Origin of the sequence: Mycobacterium paraffinicum (assembly GCF_025822865.1) — a bacterium.
In the GTDB taxonomy this organism is placed as follows: Bacteria; Actinomycetota; Actinomycetes; order Mycobacteriales; family Mycobacteriaceae; genus Mycobacterium; species Mycobacterium paraffinicum.
This window is the reverse complement of the sequence record NZ_JACKUR010000021.1, coordinates 698643-720484: the sequence shown is the minus strand read 5'-3', so window position 1 is coordinate 720484 and position 21842 is coordinate 698643. Positions and strand designations below refer to the sequence as shown.

Here is a 21842-nt window from a genome sequence, read left to right as displayed (position 1 = left end):
ACCCCGATCCGAAACTCGACGCAATTCGCCGCCGCCATGGCCTCGTGGTGACGGGAACCTACATCGACGGCGACGACGACAACACCGTCATCGTGCTCATGGAAATGGAGAATATCGGTGCCGCAAGACAGTTCGCGGCATCGCCGGACCTCGCCTCGGCGCGCGAGCGGGCCGGCGCCATCGGGCCTCCAGACGGTGTGTGGTTAGGCCCGCGGCGGACCGGCGACTGATCTACAGTCCCGCGAACCGCTCCTTGACGGTTTCCACGGTGAGCCCGTAATCGGCCAGCGAGTAGCGGTGTTTCGGCGCCCGCTCGCCGGACTGGCTGTCGGCGTGCGCCTTCTCCATCGCCGCCCGCGCCTCCTCGGTCAGCGACAATCCGAAGTGCCGGTAGATGTCGGCCACCGTGCCGATCGGATCGGCGATCAGTGCCTTGTATTCGACGTCATAGAACTGGGCCGGCGAGTACTTGGCGCGAGCGGTGTTGAAGCGCTCAAGCCCACGCGACCAGGTATCCATTGCGTCGGCGCCGATTTGAGCTCCGTCGAACGATGTCGACCATCCCTCCGCGGTGTGCTGGGCAAGCGAGCACATCGAAGCCATGATCGTCTCGACCGGCCGATGCGTCTGAATCACCAGCGCGTCGGGATACGTCGCCATCAAGGCGTCCAACGCAAACAGATGGCTGGGATTTTTCAGCACCCAACGCTTTTCGGTGTCGTTCAGTCCGATCAGCTGGAGGTTCTTGCGGTGCCGCTGGTAGGACGGCGTCCAGTCCTGTTGCGACAGCCACTGCGCGTACGTGGGCACGTGCGCCAACGTCTCGTAGGACACCGAATGCAGCGATTGCCGAAGCAACTGCCAGCACTCCTCCAGTTCGTATGCGGCCATGAAGTGCAGGCCGGTGTAGCCGGGGTTGTCCTGGTGGTGCTTGTTGAATTGATCGTCGAGTTGGCGATAGAGGGGATGCGACTCCCAGGTTTCGCGCGGTGGACGCGGCTGCGGGAATTCGGCCAGCCACATGTGCAGGCCCTGATGCGCGGGGTCGGCGCCGAGCAGGCGGTGCAGCGCGGTGGTGCCGGTGCGCACCAGGCCGGTGACGAAGATCGGGCGTTCGATCACCACGTCGGCGTGCTGCGGGTACTGCTTCCAGGACGCCTCGGACAGCAGCCGGGCCACCAGCGCGCCGCGCAGGAAGAACCGATTCATCTTGCTGCCCAACACGGTTAGATCAGCTTCACGCCGGTACGAGTCCAGCAGCACCTCCAGCGCTTCGAGGTAGTTGTCGTCGTCGGTGCCGAAGTCGTCGAGGCCGGTCAGCTTGGTGGCCGATGCGTGCAGTTCGTCGACGGTGCCGATATCGGTGCGATCGGACATCAGTTGTGGTACTCCCCGCAGTTGACGTCCAGGGTCTGCCCGGTGATGCCGCTGGACAGATCGCTGGCCAGGAAAAGGATCGCCGAGGCCACCTCGTCCTCGGTGGGCAGGCGCTTCAGGTCGGAGTTCGCGGCGGTGGCCGAGTAGATCTCCTCAGCCGTGGTGCCGTACTTGCCTGCCTGGTGCTCGAAATAAGCCTGCAATGTCTCACCCCAGATATAGCCGGGGGCAACTGAATTGACGCGGATCCCCTTCTCACCCAGCTCGGTGGCCAGGGATTGCGACATGGACAGCAGCGCCGACTTGGCCATCTTGTAGGCGCCGTATTTGGCTTGGGAGTGCCGTAGCACCATGGAGTTGACGTTGACGATCGATCCGTGTGACTTCTCCAACGCGGGCGTGAAAGCCTGGATGAGCCGCAACGCGCCGAGTGCGCTGAGCTCGATCGCGTCACGGATGTGCTGAAAGCTGGTGCCGGCCAGCGGCTTCATGGACGGCACCCGGAACGCGTTGTTGATCAGCACGTCGACCTTGCCGTAGGTTGCCATGGTCGTCTCGACGAGGTAGTTGACCTCGTCGTCGTCGGTGATGTCGGCACGCACCGCCAACGCCTTGTGCCCGGTGTCGTTGATTTGCTTGGCGACGCTTTCCAGCCGCTCCACGGTTCGCGCCGCCAGCACCAGGTCGGCGCCGTCCTGGGAGCACCGGTGCGCCAGGGTGGTACCGAGGCCCGGTCCGACGCCACTGATGACGACGATCTTGTCGTTGAGCAATCCCGACATCATCACCCCAGCATCCTGGCCGCAATTTGTTGTTGGCGCAGCGCTATTCGCGCGCGCCATTCGTCGTCGGAGATCTTGTTGTGCTCGAAATGCGGCAACGCGGAAGGTACGGCGTCGAAGTCGACCAATTCCACGGTGGGGCCGTCGGCCTCGGTGAGCTGACGGGACACCCGCTGCCAGCGGAACTGCAGGAAGCCCCGCCGATGGTTGAGCGTCTCCACCCAGTTGGTCACGCCCGGGTTCTGGTCGGACACTACGATGCGCACCTTTCCATCCGGATCCGCCTGCGCCTGAGTGTTGTTCAGCGACGTTTGATGGTTGATGTAGTCCAGCGAGATGTACCACAGGCTGCCCAGTTGGAAGCCGAGGTAGGGCGCGTCGGAAACCGGGATGGTGATCACCAGCGCCTGATCGGGCCGCAGGTCGTAGTGGCCCACCGATGAATACTGCGTCGCCAGGCCGCCCGGCGTCAGCCGGGGCGCGACCATCGTGTTGACCGGAAGGTCGAGATAAAACCACTGCGGAAATTGCAGCCAGGTCTTCACCCGGTTGACGAGCTGCTTTCCGGCTGTGGCGTACCGCTTTTCGATGGTTTCGCGGGTCAGCGGCGGCGGGGCGGTGCCCGCGGTGTCCAGCCGGGAAATGGCCAGCGTCCCGCGCTGTGCCGACCAGTCGCCGTAGACCTCGCGGATGACCAGCTGCCCATTGCTGGTGGGCCGCACCCGCCACTCGAAGCTGCCGTCGCCCGCGATCTCGAGTTCGCGGTCGTCGAACGCGGCCTGGCTGGCCGGCACGTTGTCGTCGGTGTATTCACCGCCGAGCAGCTGGAAGCTCAGGTCGGTCGTGGTGCCGCGCCGGCCGGTCACGACGTAGTCGTGATTGGCGTGCACCCTGGTCCCGAAGTAGAGGGTGTCGGGGTTGTCCAGCCCCATCTTCGTGAACGGTCCGGTGCCCGACTGCAGGAACGGGTGGTCCCGGTCGTAGTCGAAGGCCAGGTGGATACAGGCCGAAACGCAGCCCGCCAGATACTGCAGCCCTTCGAGCAGGTCTGCCTCGGTCTCGATGAAGGGCGCGTCGGCGACTAGTTTCTCGGCTTCGGCGATCGCTTGGGTGAGCGGGCCTGAAAAAGAATCTGCGAACACGCCTAGACGCTAGAACGTGTTCTACTTTTTAGTCAATGGCGAACGTTCGCGCGCGTCCGCCACGGCGTTCACTTACGAGGCCGACTCACTAGGGTGCGCACTGCTGCGACAGGTCGATCAGATGCTGCCGCACGTTCGGATGCCGATTCAGGTAGTCCATGACGTTGCCGTTGCCGCCCTCGGCTTGCGACTTGGCCTGCAGCTGCTGGTGGAGGTCAGGATGCCGCTGCAGGTACTGGTCGATGGAGTTACCGACGGTCTGATTGCACTGGGGGGCGGCGGTGGCTGTGCCCGCCAGTGGCACCGCGATCACCGCAGCGGCGGTAGCGGCCATTAGCCCCCCGGCGAGCAGGCCGTACAGCCCGCGGCGGCGAGCGCCGACTGTGTTGGATGTGCTCATGCGCGCCAGAATACTCGCGGCAGCTTTGCATGACCTGTGCGTTCCGCCCTCAGGAAGAGGTAGTCAGCGCGAGGCCGCGGTGCCGCTTTCCTGCTCGCGCTTGATTTCGAGCGCGATATCAATGAGTTGGTCTTCCTGGCCGCCGATGAGCTTGCGCTGGCCCGCACGGTGCAGCAGCTGGTGCGCGGGTACGCCGTAGCGCTCGGACTGGCGGATGGCGTGCTTGAGGAAGCTCGAGTACACCCCGGAGTAGCCCATGATCAGCGCGTTGCGGTCCAGCAGGCACTCGGCGGGCATCGCCGGGGCGACCACCTCTTCGGCGGCGTCGGCGATGTCGAAGAAGTCGATGCCGGTCTTGACGCCGATCTTGTCGAACACCCCGATAAGCGCCTCGACGGGCGCGTTGCCCGCGCCGGCGCCGAACCGGCGACACGAGCCGTCGATCTGCTTGGCGCCCGCGCGAACCGCTTCCACCGAGTTGGCCACGCCCAGGCCGAGGTTCTCGTGCCCGTGGAATCCGACCTGGGCGTCATCGCCGAGCTCGGCGACCAGTGCGGCCACCCGGTCGCGCACCCCCTCGAGGACCAGTGCGCCGGCCGAGTCGACCACGTAGACGCACTGGCAGCCGGCGTCGGCCATGATTCGGGCCTGCTGCGCGAGCTTCTCCGGCGAGATGGTGTGCGACATCATCAGGAACCCGACGGTTTCCAGCCCCAGCTCGCGCGCCAGGCCGAAGTGCTGAATGGAGACATCGGCCTCGGTGCAATGGGTGGCAATCCGGCAGATCGAGCCGCCGTTGTTCTGGGCTTCCTTGATGTCCTCCTTGGTGCCCACTCCGGGCAGCATCAGGAAGGCGATCTTGGCTTCCTTGGCCGTCTCGGCGGCCAGCTTGATCAGCTCCTGCTCGGGCGTCTTGGAGAACCCGTAGTTGAAGCTCGACCCACCCAGCCCGTCGCCGTGGGTGACCTCGATGACCGGCACACCCGCGGTGTCCAGCGCCGCCACGATGGCGCCCACCTCTTCTTTGGTGAATTGGTGGCGTTTGTGGTGGGAGCCGTCGCGCAGCGAGGTGTCGGTCAGCCGGACGTCCCAGATCGGCTTGAAGAAGATCTCCTGAGTGCTCATGCCTGCGCTCCTCCCGCCGTCCGACCAGCGGCCGCCGCTAAGGATTCCTTCGCGATCTCCTCGCCGACCTTGGTGGCCGCGGCGGTCATGATGTCCAGGTTGCCCGCATACGGGGGCAGGTAATCGCCGGCGCCCTCGACCTCGACGAACGTGGTGACGACCGCCTGACCACCGGAGTTCATCGAAGGCTCGTCGAACTGCGGTTCGTTGAGCAGCCGATACCCGGGCACGTAGGTCTGCACCTCGGCCACGACGTCGTGGATGGATTTGGCGATCGCGTCCCGGTCGGCGTCCTCGGGGATAGCGCAGAAGATGGTGTCGCGCATGATCATCGGTGGGTCGGCGGGGTTGAGGATGATGATCGCCTTGCCGCGCTTGGCGCCGCCGATGGTTTCCACACCCCTGCTGGTGGTCTTGGTGAACTCATCGATGTTGGCCCGGGTGCCCGGCCCGGCGGAGACCGACGCCACCGACGCCACAATCTCGGCGTAGGGCACGCCGCCCTGGTCGACCAACGCGCGACTGACCGCGTACACGATCGGGATGGTCGCCTGTCCCCCGCAGGTGATCATGTTGACGTTCGGAGCATCCAGGTGCTGCCGGAGGTTGGCCGGCGGGATGACCGCGGGGCCCACCGCGGCCGGCGTCAGGTCGATCGCCCGGATTCCCGCGGCTTCATACTTCGGCGCCGCGTCCCGGTGCACGTAGGCGCTGGTCGCCTCGAACACCAGGTCGGGTTTCTCGGATTGGGCCAGCAGCCAGTCCACCCCTTCGTGCGTGGTCTCCAGACCCAGCTTGCGGGCCCGTGCCAGACCTTCGCTTTCCGGGTCGATGCCCACCATCCAGCGCGGCTCCAGCCAGTCCGACCGCAGCAGTTTGTAGAGCAGGTCAGTGCTGATGTTTCCCGACCCGACAATGGCCACACTCGCCTTAGCCGGCATGACGCTCCTTTGCGAAGCTCGATATTTAAATCCGACGATTTAATTCGAGACTATTCGAACGACAACTGAACAGAACCCAGGCCCGTGAAGTCGGCCACAAACTGGTCGCCGGCGTGCGCGTCGATCGCTCGCGTGCACGATCCGGGAAGCACCAGGTCGCCTTTGCACAGCCGTACACCGAAGCCCTCCACCTTGCGGGCCAGCCACGCCACCGCGGTGACCGGGTTACCCAACACCGCGTCGGTGCGGCCCTCCGCGACCACCTCGCCGTTGCAGCGCAACACGGCGTCGATGCCCTTCACGTCGACGTCGCGCGGCGAGACGCGCGCCTTGCCGAGAACGAAGCCCGCGGAAGAGGCGTTGTCGGCGATGGTGTCGCACAACCCGATCTTCCAGTCGGTGATCCTGGTATCGATCAACTCGATCGACGGGACCAGCGCCTCGGTGGCCGCCAGCACGTCTTCCTCGGTGCAGCTGGCTCCCGGCAGGTCGGCGTTCAGGATGAAACCGACCTCGACCTCGACCCTCGGCCACAGGTAGCGGTTCGCCTTGACCGGCGTGTCCTCGAACAATTGCATCTCGTCCAGCAAATGCCCGTAGTCGGGCTCGTCGACCCCCATCATCTGCTGGATCGCCTTCGACGACAGGCCCACCTTGTGGCCAAGCACGCGGGCCCCCTCGGCGACCCGCTGACGGATGTTGATCAGCTGGATTTCGTAGGCGTCGACGACGTCGATGTCGGGGTGGGCGGCAGTCAGCGGCGCGATCGGCTCGCGGCTCCGCTCAGCCTGCGCCAAGTCGGCAGCAAGCTCGTCTCGCGTCACAACACTGAGCATCTGCAGAAGTCCCCTCGTCCGTGTGACCGGCCCAGTAGCGCCCGGCCTGGGCAATTCTATAACGTGTTCTACATGACAGCACAGGAGCTCGACGTCGTCGTGGTCGGGAGCGGCGGAGCCGGCATGGTGGCTGCCCTTACCGCCGCTCACCGGGGCCTTTCCACAGTAGTCATCGAGAAGGCTGCGCACTTTGGTGGCTCCACCGCCCGCTCGGGCGGTGGCGTGTGGATTCCCAACAACGAGGTGCTCAAGCGCGACGGCGTCCGCGACAACCCCGAGGCGGCCCGAACCTACCTGCACGGGATCGTCGGCAACGTCGTCGAGCCGGAGCGCATCGACACCTACCTCGACCGCGGACCCGAGATGCTGTCGTTCGTGCTGGAGCACACGCCGCTGAAGATGTGCTGGGTTCCGCGCTACTCCGACTACTACCCGGAGGCTCCGGGCGGTCGCGCGGAAGGCCGCTCGATCGAGCCGAAGCCGTTCGACGCCCGCAAGCTCGGACCCGACGAGGCCGGTCTGGAGCCGGCATACGGCAAGGTGCCGCTCAACGTGGTTGTGATGCAACAGGACTACGTGCGGCTGAACCAGCTCAAGCGACACCCGCGGGGCGTGCTGCGCAGCCTGAAGGTCGGCGCCCGCACCATGTGGGCGAAGGCAACCGGTAAGAACCTCGTCGGCATGGGCCGGGCGTTGATCGGCCCGCTGCGGATCGGGCTGCAGGGGGCCGGCGTCCCGGTGTTGCTCAACACCGCGCTGACCGACCTGTACGTCGAGGACGGCGTGGTGCGCGGGGTCTATGTCCGCGATAGCGGCGCATCCGAGTCATCGGAGCCGCGCCTCATCCGGGCCCGCCGCGGCGTGATCCTCGCCTCGGGCGGCTTCGAGCACAACGAGCAGATGCGAGTGAAGTATCAGCGCGCGCCGATCACCACGGAGTGGACCGTGGGCGCCAAGGCCAACACCGGTGATGGCATCGTCGCCGCCGAAAAGCTCGGTGCCGCACTGGAACTGATGGAAGACGCCTGGTGGGGCCCGACGGTCCCGCTGGTGGGCGCACCGTGGTTCGCGTTGTCGGAACGCAATTCGCCGGGATCGATCATCGTGAACATGTCGGGCAAGCGGTTCATGAACGAGTCGATGCCCTACGTCGAGGCCTGCCACCACATGTACGGCGGCGAATTCGGCCAAGGGGCGGGGCCGGGCGAGAACATTCCGGCGTGGCTGGTGTTCGACCAGCAATACCGGGACCGCTATATTTTCGCGGGATTGCAGCCGGGGCAACGCATTCCCCGCAAGTGGCTGGAGTCCGGGGTCATCATCCAGGCGGACACGCTCGAGGAGCTCGCCCAAAAGGCCGGCCTTCCCGCGGCCGAATTTCTGGCTACCGTGCAGCGATTCAACGGCTTCGCCCGGTCAGGTGTCGACGAGGATTACCACCGCGGCGAGAGCGCGTACGACCGCTACTACGGCGACCCGACCAACAAGCCCAACCCCAACCTCGGCGAGCTCACCCACGCGCCGTACTACGCCGCCAAAATGGTGCCCGGAGACCTGGGCACGAAGGGCGGCGTCCGCACCGACGTCCACGGCCGTGCACTGCGCGACGACGGTTCGATCATCGAAGGCCTTTACGCCGCAGGCAATGTCAGTGCCCCGGTGATGGGTCACACCTACCCGGGTCCGGGCGGCACGATTGGCCCGGCGATGACCTTCGGTTACTTGGCCGCACTGCACATCGCGGGGGGAAACTGATATGCCTATCGATGTAGACGTCGCGCTGGCCGCCGAGCTCGACCCCATCGAATTCGCCTGGACGAGCAGCGATGTGCAGCTCTACCACCTGGCGTTGGGGGCCGGCAAGGATCCGATGGACCCGCGTGAACTGCGCTACCTAGTTGACGACACACCGCAGGTCCTGCCGACGTTCGGCAACGTGGCGGCGTCCTTTCACATGACCAAGCCGCCGACCGTGCAATTCCCCGGGATCGACATCGAGCTGGGCAAGGTGCTGCACGCCAGCGAGCGGGTGGAGGTGCCCGGGCCGCTGCCGCCCTCGGGATCCGCTCGCGCCGTCACCCGGTTCACCGACATCTGGGACAAGGGCAAGGCCGCGGTGATCTGGAGTGAGACGACGGTCAGCGCGCCCGACGGCACGCTGCTGTGGACCCAGCGGCGGTCCATCTTCGCCCGCGGCGAAGGCGGATTCGGCGGCGAGCGCGGGCCGTCCACGTCGGACGCGGCGCCGGACCGCGCGCCCGATGTCGAGGTGGCGGTGCCGATCCTGCCGCAGCAAGCGCTGCTGTACCGGCTCTGCGGGGACCGTAACCCGCTGCACTCCGACCCGGAATTTGCTGCGGCGGCTGGCTTTTCGCAGCCCATCCTGCACGGCCTGTGCACGTACGGCATGACGTGCAAGGCCATCGTCGACACGCTGCTGGACGGCGACGCCGGCGCGGTGGCCGCCTACGGCGCACGCTTCGCCGGTGTGGCGTTCCCCGGCGAGACGCTCAATGTCGGCATCTGGAAGGAAGACGGGCGCCTGCTGGCCAGCGTCGTCGCCCCTGCCCGCGACAACGCGGTCGTTTTGAGCGGCGTAGAGCTGGTGCCGTCCTAGAGTCTGCGCCTCGCCTCGCTTCCCCGCGTCGAGCGTGAAGGTAGCTTCACGTTCGGCCGCGAGCGTGAAGCTACCTTCACACTCGGCGGGCACGAGCGGCGCGCACTCGCCGGATAATATCGGCCGGCCGGTCACCCGCGACCACGCGGACTACGATCCAACCGCGTCGCTCGAGCATTTCGGCGCGACGAATATCCCATCCATACTGGCGCCGATCCGTCCTATGGTGATCACCGTCGTACTCGACCGCTACCATTAATTCCTCCCAGCCCATATCGAGATACGCCACCGCCTGACCGAACTCATCAATGACCTCGATCTGAGTTTGGGGCGCCGGGAGGCCGGCCTGGACCAGCAGAATACGCAGCCAAGATTCCCTGGGAGATTGTGCTCCGCTGTCGAAGAGTGCTATTGCTTCCCTTGCTTGCACGATGCCCCGGCGGCCCGAATACCTTTCTGCGAGCAGCTCGACATCCGCCGCCTTGATTCGCGTTGCGCGCGCCAACGCATCGATGCCGGCGACCGCCGCGCTGGTCGGATACCAGCAGTCGAGGTCCAGAGCCGTCCTGGCTACCGAGGTCACCGAAATCCCTGCTATGACAACAATCTCGTCTTCCTCGATACGGTCGCCATGAGCTCTAATCCCAGCCTGACGGTGGCGATTGCCGTGAATGAGGTCCACGACCGTCGTGGCGTCGACCCACTTGCTCCCGTGCAACGCCGCCGCGGAGAAACCGGCGACCACCCCCTGACGCCCCGTCCACAACCATCCGGCTCTGGCGCGCAGCGCGGCGGTGATGTCCGAGTCCCGACTGACGTACACGTCTCGGAAAAGTCGGGTATAGCCGTTGGATAGCTGACCCCTAGTCAGTGAGCCTCGAGCAATAGCCTCACTGCCAAGGAACGGCTCACACACGACCGCAGCGTCGCACGACTCGCTCGCGGCGTCACTTCACTCGTCTAGTGTGAAGCTAATTTCACGCTCGACCACGAACGTGAAATTAACTTCACGCTCGCGGGTGGCTCACAGAGAACGACGCCCTAGCCGAGGATCAGGCCCGACGTGGGCACACCCGTGCCCGCGGTGACGAGCACGTGTTCGATGTCGGGGACCGGGTTCACCGAGGTGCCGCGCAATTGCCGCACGCCCTCGGCGATGCCGTTCATGCCGTGGATGTAGGCCTCGCCGAGCTGACCGCCATGCGTGTTGATGGGAAGCCGGCCACCGACCTCGATCGCGCCGTCGGCGATGAAGTCCTTGGCCTCGCCCTTGCCGCAGAATCCCAACTCTTCCAACTGAATCAGCGTGAAGGGCGTGAAGTGGTCGTACAAGATGGCGGTCTGAATGTCGGACGGCTTAAGGCCGGATTGCTGCCAGAGCTGCTGGCCCACCACGCCCATCTCGGGCAGGCCCAGTTCCGGTCGGTAATAGCTGACCATCGTGTACTGGTCGGGGCTCGAGCCCTGCGATGCCGCCTCGATGACGGCCGGCTGCTGCTTGAGGTCCCGCGCGCGCTCGGGCGAAGTCACCACGATCGCGACCGCGCCGTCGGTCTCCTGGCAGCAGTCCAGCAGCCGCAGCGGCTCGGCGATCCACCGCGAATTCTGGTGGTCCTCAATGGTGATCGGCTTTTCGTAGAAGTAAGCCTTCGGGTTTTTGGCGGCGTGCTTACGGTCGGCCACCGAGATGGCGCCGAAGTCGCGGCTGGTCGCGCCGGACAGGTGCATGTAGCGCTGGGCGATCATGGCGACCTGCGCGGCTGGCGTCGAGAGGCCATGCGGGTAGGAGAACGAGTTGTCCGCCGCGGTCGAATCCGCCTGTGCGCGGGCGTCTCCCGCCAACCGGGTCTGCACCTGTCCGAACCGCATGCCCGAGCGCTCGTTGAATGCCCGGTACGCCACCACGACATCCGCCACTCCGGTTGCGACGGCCATCGCCGCCTGCTGGACGGTCGCGCACGCCGCGCCGCCGCCGTATCCGATCTGCGAGAAGAACTTCAGATCACCGATGCCCACCGCCCGCGCGACCGCGGTCTCGTTGTTGGTGTCCATCGTGAAGGTGGTCAGCCCGTCGACATCGGACGGCGAAAGACCCGCGTCGTCCAACGCGTCCAGCACCGCCTCGGCCGCCAACCGCAGCTCGCTGCGACCGGAGTCCTTCGAGAAGTCGGTGGCGCCGATGCCGACGATCGCGGCTTTACCCGACAACATCAGGAGTCCCCCATCCTCAGGGTCACGGTCGCGATGACGTGATCACCAAGGCTGTTGCGGCCGAACACCTTCACCGTGATCAGGCCGTCATCCACGGCGGTCACCTCACCGGAGAAGGTCACGGTGTCGTAGGCGTACCACGGCACCCCGAGCCGCAGCCCGATGGACTTGATCAGCGCCGACGGACCCGCCCAGTCGGTGACGTAACGCTGCACCAGCCCGGTGTCGGTCAGGATGTTGACGAAGATGTCCTTCGACCCCTTGGCCTGCGCCAGATCGCGGTCGTGGTGTACGTCCTGAAAGTCCCGCGTTGCCAGGGCCGTCGAGATGATGAACGTGGGATCACCGTGCAGCTTCAGCTCCGGCAATACGGTGCCCACTTCGATGGCCGGGGCGCTCATGCGTCCGGCTCCCATGCGTACAGAGTCCACTCGGGGCCCGTGTCGCCGGCCGGGAAGTCGATATAGGTTGCGCGCACCGGCATTCCGATCGCCACCGAGCCCGGGTCCGCCCCAAGCAGCTCGCCGAGCATCCGTACGCCCTCCTCGAGTTCGACCAGCGCGATCACGAAGGGCAGCGTGCGGCCGGGCACCTTCGGTGCGTGGTGCACAACAAAACTGAAGACCGTGCCCTTACCGCTGGCCACCACGTAGTCGATCGGAGCGCCCTTGTCCTGCCACACGGCGGGCACCGGCGGGTGCTGCAGGCTGCCGTCGGGCCGCCGCTGGATCCGCAGCTCGTGCGCCTTGACGCCCTCCCAGAAGAACGCCGTGTCGCGCGACGCCGAGGGGCGCATCATGGCATCGGGGTCGAGATCCGCGGGCACCGACGACGGCTGCTCAGCGGCCTCCCGCGGCTTGAATTTCAGGATGCGCCAGTTCATCTCGGCGACATCCTCGTCCCCGACCCGCCAGATGATGTGCTGGTTGATGAAATAGCCCTCACCCAAACCCGTCTGCTTGGGCCCGATTACGTCGCCCATCTCCGAAGTGATGCTGACGTGCTCGCCGGGCTGCAGGTAACGGTGATAGGTCTGCTCGCAGTTCGTGGCGACGACGCCGATGTAGCCGGCGTCGTCGAACAACTGCATGATGGGGCCCATCGGGTCGTCCTTCGGCCGTTCCCCGCTCAGGCCGAACATGGTCCACACCTGAATCATGGCCGGCGGGGCCACAATTCCCGGGTGTCCGACGGCGCGGGCGGCGGCCTCGTCGACGTAGATCGGGTTGCCGTCGCCGATCGCCTCCACCCAGTTGTTGATCATCGGCTGGTTCACCGGATCGCGGCCGGCGCGCGGCTTCGGACCCCCGGCAGCCTTGATCTCCGCGATCGCTTCCTGGATGTCGGTCACCTGGGTACCCTCGGCACCTTGAGGCCGGCGGCCGCGATCATTTCTCGCATCACTTCGTTCACGCCTCCGCCGAAGGTGATCACCAGGTTCCGCTTGGTCTGCGAGTCCAGCCAGTTGAGCAGCTCGGCGGTCTCCGGCTCGGCCGGGTTGCCGTACTTGCCGACGATCTCCTCGGCGAGCCGGCCGATGTACTGAATGCGCTCCGTACCAAAGACTTTCGTCGATGCGGCATCGGCAACGTTGATGTCCTCGCCCGCGGCGGCGACCTGCCAGTTCAGCAGCTCGTTGATTCGCCACATCGCGTGGATCTCACCGAGCGCCCGCTTGACGTCGGCGTGGTCGATCGGCGTGACCCCGTCGGCGCCGGGCTTGGACGCCCAGGCGTGCACCCGGTCGTAGATGCCGGCCGTACGGCCCGCGGGGCCCAGCATGACCCGCTCGTTGTTGAGCTGCGTGGTGATCAGCCGCCAGCCGCCGTTCTCCTCGCCGACCAGCATGTCCGCGGGCACGCGCACGTCGTTGTAGTACGTGGCGTTGGTGTGGTGGGCGCCGTCGGACAGGATGATCGGCGTCCAGGAATAACCGGGATCCTTGGTGTCGACGATCAGGATCGAAATGCCCTTGTGCTTCACGGCTTCCGGATCCGTGCGGCAGGCCAGCCAGATGTAGTCCGCGTCGTGGGCGCCGGTGGTGAAGATCTTCTGCCCGTTGACGATGTACTCGTCACCCTGACGCACGGCGGTGGTCCGCAGCGAGGCCAGGTCGGTTCCCGCCTCGGGCTCGGTGTAGCCGATCGCGAAGTGCACCTCACCGGCCAGGATCGCCGGCAGGAACTTCTTCTTCTGCGCATCGCTACCGAACTGCTGCAGGACGGGACCCACCGTCTGCAACGTCACCGCGGGCAGCGGCACGTCGGCCCGATGTGCCTCGTTGACGAAGATCGACTGCTCGATCGGGCCGAAACCCAAGCCGCCGAACTCCTTTGGCCATCCGACCCCGAGCTTGCCGTCCCGGCCCATCCGCCGGATCACCGCACGGTAGGCCTCATTGTGACGGTCCTGCTCCATCGCCTTCATCTCATCGGAGGAGATGAGGTTCGAAAAGTATTCCCGTAATTCCGCTTGCAGCTGGCGCTGCTCCGGAGTCAGGTCTATGAACATTGCGCTCCCACCAGGTCGAGACGATGAGAAGGCCCGCCCAGCAGCCGGGTCAGGTCTTTGATTGTGGAGTAGTACCGGTGCATCGGATAGGTGATGTCCATTCCCATGCCGCCGTGCAGGTGGTGGCAGAGCTGCATCACCGGCGGCGCCTGAGAGGTGACCCAGTACCCCAGGACATCCAGGTCGTCGTCAGCATCCCGTCCTTCTGACAGTCGCCACACGACCGACTTCGCCGCCAAATCGATGGTGCGCGAGGCGATGTAGACCTCGGCGAGCTGGGCGGCCACCGTCTGGAACGTCGACAGCGGCTTGCCGAACTGCTTGCGGTTGGCCACGTAGTCGGCGGTGAGCCGCAACGCCCCGGCCACCAATCCGTCGGCGTAGGCGCCGATTGCCGCCAGCGCCAACTGGTTGACCCGGGGGGCCGTCGCGCCCGCCAGCACGACGGAGTCACCGACTGCGACGTCAGCGAACGTCACCGTGTACTCATCGGCGTCGCTGGACGTCGGGGTCTGGACAAGCTGCACACCGTCGGCCCTCGGCGACACGACGACGACCGCGCTGTCCGCGGTGACGATCATCCAATCCGCTTGTCCGGCATAGCCAACACCGACCTTGGTGCCCGTCAGCCGCCCGTTGGCGAAGGTCGTCGACGGCCGGTCGGGCAGTGCGGACCCCGGCTCGTTGAGCGCGGCAGTCAACACGCCGCCCTTCGGGACATCGGCCAGGAACCGGTCCTGCTGTTCATCGGACGCCAGGTCGAGCAGCGGCACCACGCCGAAACCGAGCGTGACCAACGCCGGCGTGATGGCGCCGTGGCGACCCACCTCAGTCAGCACCGTGGCGACCTCGGGCAAGCCCACGCCGTCGCCGCCCAGACGTTCGGGGACCGGCAGTGCGGGCACGCCCCCGCTGACCAGCGCGTCCCAGCCGAGATCCCGGTCCAGAACGGACGTCACCACATCGGCGACGGCCTGTTGCGTCGCAGTGAGATTGAAGTCCATCAGGACGTCACCGTGTGGCGCCGGTGTAGTCGACCTGCCAGTGCTTGATCCCGTTGAGCCAACCCGACCGCAGCCGCTCGGGCTCCCCAATGGGCTTGAGGTCCGGCATGTTATCGGCGACCGCGTTGAAGATCAGGTTGATGGTCATGCGGGCCAGGTTCGCGCCGATACAGTAGTGGGCGCCGGTGCCACCGAAGCCGACATGGGGATTGGGGTCGCGCAGGATGTTGAAGGTGTGCGGGTCTTCAAAGACCTCTTCATCGAAATTGGCCGACCGGTAGGACATCACCACCCGCTGACCCTTCTTGATCTGCACGCCGGCCAACTCGGTGTCCTCGTTGGCGGTGCGCTGGAAGGCCGATACCGGAGTGGCCCACCGGATGATCTCGTCGGCGGTGGTCGATGGGCGCTCCTTTTTGAACAGCTCCCATTGATCGGGGTTGTTCGCCATGGCGATCATGCCGTGGGTGATCGAGTTCCGAGTGGTCTCGTTGCCGGCCACCGCGAGCATGACCACGAAGAATCCGAACTCGTCATCCGAGAGCTTCTCGCCGTCGATGTCGGCCTCGATGAGTGTGGTGACGATGTCGTCGGTGGGGTTCTTGCCCCGCTCCTCGGCCATGGCCATCGCGTAGGTGATCAGCTCCATGGACGACTGCGCGGGATCGACGTGGGCGTACTCGGGGTCGGTGCCCCCGGTCATCTCGTTGGACCAGCGGAACAGCTTGTCGCGATCCTCCTGGGGAACACCGAGTAGGCCCGCGATGGCTTGCAGCGGCAGCTCGCACGAAACCTGCTCGACGAAGTCGCCGCTACCCTCGGCCGCCGCGTTCTTGGCGATGTTCTGGGCGCGCTGGGCCAGCTCGGCTTCCAGCCGTCCGATGGCCCGCGGCGTGAAACCACGGGAGATGATCTTGCGCAACCGGGTGTGGTGGGGTGCGTCCATGTTGAGCATGACGCTGCGCTGCAGCTCGACCTGCTCACGCTTCATCTCCGGCGGCCAGGTCGGGATGGCGCCGTTCAGCCAGCTCGAGAAGATGTCGCTGCGCTTCGAGACTTCCTTGACGTCGGCGTGCTTGGTGACGAGCCAATACCCGTGGTCCTCGAACCCACCCGCGCCGTTGGGGATGTCGACCCAGTGGATCGGCTCCGCCTTGCGCAGCCAGGCGAGTTCCTCAACGGGCAACCCTGCGAGGTTGACGTCAGGGTCGAGAAAATCGAAGTCGGCGGGAATGTTGGGGGGTGCCATGATGTGTGCGCTCCTCAATTGCAACGTGTTCTAGTGCCAGTAAAACACGGCTCCTGCGCAGATAAAAGGCAGGTCACCATCCTCGCTTGTCAGACTAATGAAACGTGTTCTAGCCTGACGGAATGGGTAACCCGGTAATCGTCGAAGCCACCCGCAGCCCCATCGGCAAACGCAACGGATGGCTGTCAGGCCTGCACGCCACCGAGCTGCTTGGTGCGGTGCAGAAGGCACTGGTTGAAAAGGCCGGCATCTCGTCTGGTTTCCAAGCCGGCGACGTCGAACAGGTCATCGGCGGCTGCGTGACGCAGTTCGGCGAGCAGTCCAACAACATCAGTCGGGTCAGCTGGCTCGTCGCCGGGCTGCCGGAGCACGTCGGCGCCATGACCGTGGACTGCCAGTGTGGCAGCGGGCAGCAGGCCAACGGCTTGGTCGCCGGTCTGATCGCGGCGGGTGCCATCGACATCGGCATCGCCTGCGGCATCGAGGCGATGAGCCGCGTCGGGCTGGGCGCCAACGCCGGTCCCGACCGCAGCATCCTGCGGCCCGCATCGTGGGACATCGACCTGCCCGACCAGTTCACCGCGGCCGAGCGGATCGCCAAGCGGCGCGGCATCACCCGCGAAGACATCGACGAGTTCGGTTACCAGTCACAGGCCAAGGCCAAGCAGGCGTGGGAGGAGGGCCGCTTCGATCGTGAGATCTCCCCGATCGAGGCGCCCGCGCTCGACGAGAACAAGCAACCGACGTCCGAGCGCGTCACCATCTCCCGCGACCAGGGCCTGCGCGACACCACGCTCTCGGGCCTGAGTTCGCTCAAGCCGGTCATCGAGGGTGGGATCCACACGGCGGGAACCTCGTCGCAGATTTCCGACGGGGCCGCGGCCGTGCTGTGGATGGACGAGGACAAGGCCAAGGCGCTGGGGCTGAAGCCGCGGGCGCGCATCATCAGCCAGGCACTGGTCGGCGCCGAGCCGTACTACCACCTCGACGGCCCCGTGCAGTCGACCGCCAAGGTGCTGGAGAAGGCCGGGATGAAGATGGGCGACATCGACATCACCGAGATCAACGAGGCCTTCGCGTCGGTCGTGCTGTCCTGGGCGCGCGTGCACAACCCCGACATGGACAAGGTGAACGTCAACGGCGGCGCTATCGCGTTGGGCCACCCCGTGGGGAGCACCGGTAGCCGGTTGATCACCACCGCGCTGCACGAGCTCGAGCGCACCGATCAGACCACCGCGCTGATCACCATGTGCGCGGGCGGCGCGCTGTCCACCGGCACCATCATCGAGCGCATCTAGCCCGTCTTGATCGTCTCGGAATCCAGCCGCATCGCCGCGGCGCAGTCCTACATCGACGCGCTCGTCAGCCATGACGGCGACTCCGTTCCGTTCGCCGCCGGCTGCACCCGCATCGAGCAGGGCGTCAAGAACGGATTCTCCGGAAACCACTTGCGCCGCAGCCTCAATCGCGGGGCTCAGTACCGATTGCTCAAGGAAACGACGCCGCCGGACTACCGGATCGACGGCGACCGGGTGCACGCCGCCTATGCCGTGCTGACCAAGGCGGCGTTCCGGGGGCGGCGGCTGGCCGCACGGCTCGACGAGACGTTCGTGATTCCGGCCGAAAGCTCAAGCGGCAGAGCCGAAATCCAGCACATTAAGGTTCGCTTCCAACCATTTGTCCAGCGCTAAGGGAACATCATGCCTAAACCGAAGCCACGCTCTCTGAATGCGCCCTGGGTCGGCTTCATCATCAAGTGGATGGCCAAGGGCAACACGTGGATCTACCGGCGCAGCAACGGGAGATTCGGCAGCACCTTCCAGAACGCTCCGGTCGCACTGCTCACCACGACGGGCCGCAAAACGGGTGAACCCCGGGTGAGCCCGCTGCTCTACCTGCGCGAAGGGAACCGGGTGGTGTTGGTCGCCTCGAAGGGCGGCAGCGACAAGCACCCCCTGTGGTACCTCAACCTCAAGGCCAATCCAAAAGTCTCCGTGCAGATCAAGGACGAGGTGCTGCAACTGCAGGCCCGCGATGCCACCGAGGCCGAACGCGCGGAGTACTGGCCGAAACTGGATGCCATGTACCCGTCGTTCGACGACTACCGGTCCTGGACCGATCGGGTCATCCCCATCGTCATCTGCGACCCCTAAGCGCTAGGCCGGCGCGGCCGCCGCGCCGAGCGTGTAGTCAGGGCGAAAAATAGCCGAAAATCTGGCCCTGAGTGCACGTTCGGCGCAACACGCTAGGCCCCGTAGACGGGGACCGGCGGGCGCGCCTTGGCGAGCAGGTCGGCGACGACGGGCCCCAGTTCCGCTGGGTCCCACTTCGCGCCCTTGTCGATCTGCGGTCCGTGCGCCCAGCCCTCGGCGACCCGGATCTTGCCGCCCTCGACCTCGAACACCTTCCCCGTGACGTCGCGGGATTCGGCGCTGCCCAGCCACACCACCAGCGGTGAGATGTTCTCCGGCGCCATCGCGTCGAAATCCTGGTCCTGCGTTGCCATCATCTCGGCGAAGACGGTCTCGGTCATGCGGGTGCGGGCCGACGGTGCGATGGCGTTGACGGTGACGCCGTAGCGGCCCATTTCGGCCGCGCCGACCAGTGTCAGTGCCGCGATGCCGGCCTTGGCGGCGCTGTAGTTACCCTGTCCGACGCTGCCCTGCAGGCCGGCACCCGAGCTGGTGTTGACGATCCGCGCGTCGACGGTTTTGCCCTCTTTGGACAGCCCGCGCCAGTACGACGCCGCGTGCCGCATGGTGGCGAAGTGACCCTTGAGATGCACGGCGATGACGGCGTCGAACTCCTCCTCGCTGGTGTTGGCCATCATCCTGTCGCGCACGATGCCGGCGTTGTTCACCAGAACATCCAGGCCACCGAAGGTGTCGACGGCGGTCTGGATCAGGCCCGCGGCTTCGTTCCAGTCGGCGATGTTGGATCCGTTGGCGACGGCTTCCCCACCGGCCGCGGTGATTTCGTCGACCACGCCCTGTGCGGCGCTGCCGCCGCCGGCCGGTGAACCGTCGAGGCCCACGCCGATGTCGTTAACCACCACGCGGGCGCCTTCGGCCGCGAAGGCCAGCGCATGCGCGCGACCGATACCGCCGCCCGCTCCGGTGACGATGACGACGCGGCCGTCAACCACTCCCATTGTTCGTGTCTCCTCTACTTGATCGCGCTGGCGTTAGTTGTGGCCAGATAGTGCGGCGGCTCACCGCCGCCGTGCACCTCCAGCGAGGCGCCGCTGATATAGGACGCCGTGTCCGACGCGAGAAACACTGTGGCCCAACCGATGTCTTCAGGCTTGGCTAACCGGCCCAGTGGCACGTTCTTTGAGATCGCGGCGATGGACTCGGCGTCACCATAGAAAAGCTCGGACTGCTCGGTCTCCACCATGCCGACCACGCAGGCGTTCACCCGGACCTTCGGCCCCCACTCCACCGCCAGTGTCTGCGTGAGGCTTTCCAAGCCCGCCTTGGCCGCCCCGTACGCGCCGGTGCCGGGCGACGGCCGTCGACCACTCAGGCTGCAGATGTTGATGATCGACCCGCCGCGGTCCTGGTTTTGCATTTGTGCGTTCGCGTGTTGCGAAACCGACAGCGCGCCAATCAGGTTGAGCTCGATGATCTTGCGGTTGAACTTCGCGCTGGACTCCGCGGTGAGCACGTACGGCGAACCGCCCGCATTGTTGACCACGACGTCGAGCCGTCCGTGTTGGTCGACGATGAAGTCGATCAGCGCCTTGACTGCGTCCTCGTCGCGGACGTCGCACGAGTGAAACTCATAGGGCAGGCCCTCGACGGGCCGCCGCGCGCAGGTGATGACGGTCGCGCCCTGCGCGGCGAAGACCGCACTGATGCCGGCGCCCACTCCGCGGACCCCGCCGGTGACCAGAACCACCCGCCCGGCCAGCCCCAAGTTGATGGCGTCGGGTGCTTCGGCGCGAGTCACTGTGCTAGCGTACCAAGCAAGTGCTTGCTTAGGTAGTTACCCCACAAGGAAGTGGCACCGTGCCCATCACATCCAAAACCACCGAACCGGGCATCGTCGCGGTCACCGTCGACTTTCCCCCGGTCAACGCCATCCCGTCGCGCGGCTGGTTCGAACTGGCCGACGTCATCACGGCCGCCGGTCAGGACCCCGAGACGCATGTCGTCATCCTGCGGGCCGAGGGCCGTGGCTTCAACGCCGGGGTCGACATCAAGGAGATGCAGCGCACGGAGGGATTCACCGCGCTGATCGACGCCAACCGCGGTTGCTTCGCCGCCTTCCGCGCCGTCTATGAGTGCGCGGTGCCGGTCGTTGCCGCCGTGAACGGGTTCTGCGTCGGCGGCGGCATCGGCCTGGTCGGCAACTCCGACGTCATCGTGGCCTCCGACGACGCCACGTTCGGGCTGCCAGAGGTGGAGCGCGGCGCCCTGGGCGCGGCCACCCACCTCTCCCGGCTGGTGCCGCAGCACCTGATGCGGCGGCTGTTCTTCACCGCCGCCACCGTGGACGCCGCCACGTTGCACCACTTCGGTTCGGTGCACGAGGTCGTGCCGCGCGACCAGCTGGACGAGGCCGCGCTACGGGTGGCCCGCGACATCGCCGCCAAGGACACCCGCGTCATCCGCGCGGCCAAGGAGGCGCTCAACCTCATCGACGTGCAGCGGGTCAACTCGAGTTACCGCATGGAGCAAGGGTTTACGTTCGAGCTCAATCTGGCCGGGGTGGCCGACGAGCACCGCGACGCGTTCGCCGGTACGGCGAAGGGCAATAAGGAATGACAGACAAAAGGACCAGCCTGGATGAAGCCGTCGCGCAGTTGCGCAGCGGCATGACCATCGGCATCGGCGGCTGGGGCTCGCGGCGCAAACCGATGGCCTTCGTGCGGGCCATACTGCGCACCGACGTCACCGACCTCACGGTGGTGACCTACGGCGGACCCGACCTCGGCTTGCTGTGCTCGGCCGGCAAGGTGAAGCGCGTCTACTACGGCTTCGTCTCGCTGGACTCCCCGCCCTTCTACGACCCGTGGTTCGCCAAGGTCCGCACCAGCGGCGCCATCGAGGCCCGGGAAATGGACGAGGGCATGCTGAGGTGCGGCCTGCAAGCCGCGGCGCAACGCCTGCCGTTCCTGCCGATTCGGGCGGGGTTGGGCAGCTCGGTCCCCGACTTCTGGGAGGGCGAACTGCGTACCGTGACCAGCCCCTACCCCGCACCCGAAGGCGGCCACGAGACGCTGATCGCCATGCCGGCACTACGCCTGGACGCGGCCTTTGTGCACCTCAATCTCGGTGACTGCCAAGGTAATGCGGCCTACACCGGCATCGATCCCTACTTCGACGACCTGTTCCTGATGTCCGCCGACAAGCGCTTCCTGTCGGTGGAGCGCGTCGTGTCCACGGAGGAGTTGGTCAAGGCTGTTCCCCCGCAGGCCCTGCTGGTGAACCGGATGATGGTCGACGCCGTGGTGGAGGCACCCGGCGGCGCCCACTTCACCACCGCGGCACCGGATTACGGCCGGGACGAGAAGTTCCAGCGGCACTACGCCGAGGCGGCCTCCACCGAAGAGGGCTGGCGAAAGTTCGTCCAGACCTACCTGTCGGGTAGCGAGGACGACTACCAGGCGGCGGTTCGCGCATTCGCAGAGGAGGCCTGAAAA

At 66.0% G+C, this 21842-nt stretch carries 24 protein-coding genes; 8 read left to right on the top strand and 16 right to left on the bottom strand.

The window, feature by feature from the left end; genetic code table 11:
* The first annotated feature begins 44 nt into the window (after positions 1 to 44).
* Positions 45 to 230, top strand: coding sequence for a hypothetical protein (locus H7J89_RS11980; protein WP_264043693.1), 186 nt, complete (start codon positions 45 to 47; stop codon positions 228 to 230).
* Between the two features lies 1 nt (position 231).
* Here the strand turns inward: H7J89_RS11980 and H7J89_RS11975 are convergent, their stop codons facing one another.
* From H7J89_RS11975 to H7J89_RS11945, 7 genes are all read right to left on the bottom strand, one after another.
* Positions 232 to 1377 carry a sulfotransferase family protein gene (locus tag H7J89_RS11975; RefSeq protein ID WP_264043691.1) on the bottom strand — a complete coding sequence of 382 codons (1146 nt, stop codon included), beginning with the start codon at positions 1375 to 1377 and terminating at the stop codon, positions 232 to 234.
* Positions 1377 to 2159 carry an SDR family oxidoreductase gene (locus tag H7J89_RS11970; RefSeq protein ID WP_264043850.1) on the bottom strand — a complete coding sequence of 261 codons (783 nt, stop codon included), beginning with the start codon at positions 2157 to 2159 and terminating at the stop codon, positions 1377 to 1379. The genes H7J89_RS11975 and H7J89_RS11970 overlap by 1 nt, the downstream gene beginning before the upstream one ends.
* Positions 2160 to 2161: 2 nt before the next feature.
* Entirely contained in the window at positions 2162 to 3301 is a 1140-nt protein-coding gene (locus H7J89_RS11965) for a hypothetical protein (protein WP_264043689.1), read from the bottom strand.
* Positions 3302 to 3389: 88 nt separating this feature from the next.
* A complete protein-coding gene (locus H7J89_RS11960; protein ID WP_264043687.1) occupies positions 3390 to 3701 on the bottom strand; it encodes a hypothetical protein in 312 nt (103 codons plus the stop codon).
* Between the two features lie 63 nt (positions 3702 to 3764).
* Complete coding sequence (dmpG, locus tag H7J89_RS11955) at positions 3765 to 4826, bottom strand: 4-hydroxy-2-oxovalerate aldolase (protein ID WP_264043685.1); 1062 nt, start codon at positions 4824 to 4826, stop codon at positions 3765 to 3767.
* Positions 4823 to 5767, bottom strand: a complete 945-nt coding sequence (locus H7J89_RS11950) for an acetaldehyde dehydrogenase (acetylating) (protein WP_264043683.1) — start codon at positions 5765 to 5767, stop codon at positions 4823 to 4825. The genes dmpG and H7J89_RS11950 overlap by 4 nt, the downstream gene beginning before the upstream one ends.
* A 50-nt stretch (positions 5768 to 5817) precedes the next feature.
* Positions 5818 to 6603: a 2-keto-4-pentenoate hydratase gene (locus H7J89_RS11945; protein WP_264043681.1), complete on the bottom strand. Its 786-nt coding sequence runs from the start codon at positions 6601 to 6603 to the stop codon at positions 5818 to 5820.
* A gap of 72 nt (positions 6604 to 6675) precedes the next feature.
* Between H7J89_RS11945 and kstD the strand changes: the two genes are divergently transcribed.
* Both kstD and chsH3 read left to right on the top strand, forming a co-directional pair.
* Positions 6676 to 8358, top strand: a complete 1683-nt coding sequence (kstD, locus tag H7J89_RS11940) for a 3-oxosteroid 1-dehydrogenase (protein ID WP_264043679.1) — start codon at positions 6676 to 6678, stop codon at positions 8356 to 8358.
* Between the two features lies 1 nt (position 8359).
* Positions 8360 to 9220, top strand: a complete 861-nt coding sequence (chsH3, locus tag H7J89_RS11935; protein WP_264043677.1) for an enoyl-CoA hydratase ChsH3 — start codon at positions 8360 to 8362, stop codon at positions 9218 to 9220.
* Positions 9221 to 9296: 76 nt separating this feature from the next.
* On the opposite strand, the gene H7J89_RS11930 is transcribed toward chsH3, so the two are convergent.
* The 7 genes from H7J89_RS11930 to H7J89_RS11900 form a co-directional block, all read right to left on the bottom strand.
* Positions 9297 to 10136 carry a putative endonuclease domain-containing protein gene (locus tag H7J89_RS11930; RefSeq protein ID WP_264043675.1) on the bottom strand — a complete coding sequence of 280 codons (840 nt, stop codon included), beginning with the start codon at positions 10134 to 10136 and terminating at the stop codon, positions 9297 to 9299.
* A gap of 125 nt (positions 10137 to 10261) precedes the next feature.
* A complete protein-coding gene (ltp2, locus tag H7J89_RS11925) occupies positions 10262 to 11431 on the bottom strand; it encodes a 17-hydroxy-3-oxo-4-pregnene-20-carboxyl-CoA lyase (protein WP_264043672.1) in 1170 nt (389 codons plus the stop codon).
* Positions 11431 to 11832 (bottom strand): MaoC family dehydratase, encoded by a 402-nt coding sequence (locus tag H7J89_RS11920; protein WP_264043670.1) that lies wholly within the window; start codon positions 11830 to 11832, stop codon positions 11431 to 11433. Before H7J89_RS11920 ends, ltp2 begins: the two co-directional genes overlap by 1 nt.
* On the bottom strand, positions 11829 to 12782 hold the full coding sequence (locus H7J89_RS11915) for a bifunctional MaoC family dehydratase N-terminal/OB-fold nucleic acid binding domain-containing protein (RefSeq protein ID WP_264043668.1): 954 nt from the start codon (positions 12780 to 12782) through the stop codon (positions 11829 to 11831). The genes H7J89_RS11920 and H7J89_RS11915 overlap by 4 nt, the downstream gene beginning before the upstream one ends.
* The gene (gene fadE29 / locus H7J89_RS11910; RefSeq protein ID WP_066955282.1) at positions 12779 to 13942 is read right to left on the bottom strand and encodes an acyl-CoA dehydrogenase FadE29; all 1164 of its coding nucleotides are present in this window, start codon (positions 13940 to 13942) and stop codon (positions 12779 to 12781) included. Before fadE29 ends, H7J89_RS11915 begins: the two co-directional genes overlap by 4 nt.
* Positions 13933 to 14946, bottom strand: coding sequence for an acyl-CoA dehydrogenase family protein (locus H7J89_RS11905; RefSeq protein WP_264043664.1), 1014 nt, complete (start codon positions 14944 to 14946; stop codon positions 13933 to 13935). Before H7J89_RS11905 ends, fadE29 begins: the two co-directional genes overlap by 10 nt.
* Before the next feature lie 7 nt (positions 14947 to 14953).
* A complete protein-coding gene (locus H7J89_RS11900) occupies positions 14954 to 16195 on the bottom strand; it encodes a cytochrome P450 (protein WP_264043662.1) in 1242 nt (413 codons plus the stop codon).
* 122 nt (positions 16196 to 16317) lie between these two features.
* On the opposite strand from H7J89_RS11900, the gene H7J89_RS11895 reads away from it, so the two are divergent.
* The 3 genes from H7J89_RS11895 to H7J89_RS11885 are packed head-to-tail and all read left to right on the top strand — an operon-like array spanning position 16318 to position 18348.
* A complete protein-coding gene (locus H7J89_RS11895; protein ID WP_264043660.1) occupies positions 16318 to 17493 on the top strand; it encodes a steroid 3-ketoacyl-CoA thiolase in 1176 nt (391 codons plus the stop codon).
* A gap of 6 nt (positions 17494 to 17499) precedes the next feature.
* On the top strand, positions 17500 to 17886 hold the full coding sequence (locus H7J89_RS11890) for a DUF8021 domain-containing protein (protein WP_264043658.1): 387 nt from the start codon (positions 17500 to 17502) through the stop codon (positions 17884 to 17886).
* Positions 17887 to 17895: 9 nt separating this feature from the next.
* The gene (locus H7J89_RS11885; protein WP_264043656.1) at positions 17896 to 18348 is read left to right on the top strand and encodes a nitroreductase family deazaflavin-dependent oxidoreductase; all 453 of its coding nucleotides are present in this window, start codon (positions 17896 to 17898) and stop codon (positions 18346 to 18348) included.
* Between the two features lie 92 nt (positions 18349 to 18440).
* Here H7J89_RS11885 and H7J89_RS11880 read toward each other — a convergent pair whose 3' ends face one another.
* Positions 18441 to 19346: an SDR family oxidoreductase gene (locus H7J89_RS11880; RefSeq protein ID WP_264043654.1), complete on the bottom strand. Its 906-nt coding sequence runs from the start codon at positions 19344 to 19346 to the stop codon at positions 18441 to 18443.
* A gap of 14 nt (positions 19347 to 19360) precedes the next feature.
* Positions 19361 to 20146 carry an SDR family oxidoreductase gene (locus H7J89_RS11875; RefSeq protein ID WP_372513762.1) on the bottom strand — a complete coding sequence of 262 codons (786 nt, stop codon included), beginning with the start codon at positions 20144 to 20146 and terminating at the stop codon, positions 19361 to 19363.
* 59 nt (positions 20147 to 20205) lie between these two features.
* On the opposite strand from H7J89_RS11875, the gene echA20 reads away from it, so the two are divergent.
* Entirely contained in the window at positions 20206 to 20964 is a 759-nt protein-coding gene (gene echA20, locus H7J89_RS11870; protein WP_264043652.1) for a (7aS)-7a-methyl-1,5-dioxo-2,3,5,6,7,7a-hexahydro-1H-indene-carboxyl-CoA hydrolase, read from the top strand.
* Positions 20961 to 21839, top strand: coding sequence for a cholesterol ring-cleaving hydrolase subunit IpdA (gene ipdA, locus H7J89_RS11865; protein WP_264043650.1), 879 nt, complete (start codon positions 20961 to 20963; stop codon positions 21837 to 21839). The genes echA20 and ipdA overlap by 4 nt, the downstream gene beginning before the upstream one ends.
* The last annotated feature ends 3 nt before the right edge of the window (positions 21840 to 21842 follow it).

What these genes read in the sequence shown, in the direction of transcription:
- H7J89_RS11960 (WP_264043687.1), bottom strand. Translation starts at nt 3,701, where the DNA reads ATGAGCACATCCAACACAGTCGGCGCTCGCCGCCGCGGGCTGTACGGC.
- H7J89_RS11880 (WP_264043654.1), bottom strand. Translation starts at nt 19,346, where the DNA reads ATGGGAGTGGTTGACGGCCGCGTCGTCATCGTCACCGGAGCGGGCGGC.
- H7J89_RS11920 (WP_264043670.1), bottom strand. Translation starts at nt 11,832, where the DNA reads ATGAGCGCCCCGGCCATCGAAGTGGGCACCGTATTGCCGGAGCTGAAG.
- H7J89_RS11885 (WP_264043656.1), top strand. Translation starts at nt 17,896, where the DNA reads ATGCCTAAACCGAAGCCACGCTCTCTGAATGCGCCCTGGGTCGGCTTC.
- H7J89_RS11905 (WP_264043664.1), bottom strand. Translation starts at nt 14,946, where the DNA reads ATGGACTTCAATCTCACTGCGACGCAACAGGCCGTCGCCGATGTGGTG.
- dmpG (WP_264043685.1), bottom strand. Translation starts at nt 4,826, where the DNA reads ATGAGCACTCAGGAGATCTTCTTCAAGCCGATCTGGGACGTCCGGCTG.
- H7J89_RS11970 (WP_264043850.1), bottom strand. Translation starts at nt 2,159, where the DNA reads ATGTCGGGATTGCTCAACGACAAGATCGTCGTCATCAGTGGCGTCGGA.
- fadE29 (WP_066955282.1), bottom strand. Translation starts at nt 13,942, where the DNA reads ATGTTCATAGACCTGACTCCGGAGCAGCGCCAGCTGCAAGCGGAATTA.
- chsH3 (WP_264043677.1), top strand. Translation starts at nt 8,360, where the DNA reads ATGCCTATCGATGTAGACGTCGCGCTGGCCGCCGAGCTCGACCCCATC.
- H7J89_RS11895 (WP_264043660.1), top strand. Translation starts at nt 16,318, where the DNA reads ATGGGTAACCCGGTAATCGTCGAAGCCACCCGCAGCCCCATCGGCAAA.
- H7J89_RS11975 (WP_264043691.1), bottom strand. Translation starts at nt 1,377, where the DNA reads ATGTCCGATCGCACCGATATCGGCACCGTCGACGAACTGCACGCATCG.
- H7J89_RS11950 (WP_264043683.1), bottom strand. Translation starts at nt 5,767, where the DNA reads ATGCCGGCTAAGGCGAGTGTGGCCATTGTCGGGTCGGGAAACATCAGC.
- ipdA (WP_264043650.1), top strand. Translation starts at nt 20,961, where the DNA reads ATGACAGACAAAAGGACCAGCCTGGATGAAGCCGTCGCGCAGTTGCGC.
- kstD (WP_264043679.1), top strand. Translation starts at nt 6,676, where the DNA reads ATGACAGCACAGGAGCTCGACGTCGTCGTGGTCGGGAGCGGCGGAGCC.
- H7J89_RS11900 (WP_264043662.1), bottom strand. Translation starts at nt 16,195, where the DNA reads ATGGCACCCCCCAACATTCCCGCCGACTTCGATTTTCTCGACCCTGAC.
- H7J89_RS11945 (WP_264043681.1), bottom strand. Translation starts at nt 6,603, where the DNA reads ATGCTCAGTGTTGTGACGCGAGACGAGCTTGCTGCCGACTTGGCGCAG.
- ltp2 (WP_264043672.1), bottom strand. Translation starts at nt 11,431, where the DNA reads ATGTTGTCGGGTAAAGCCGCGATCGTCGGCATCGGCGCCACCGACTTC.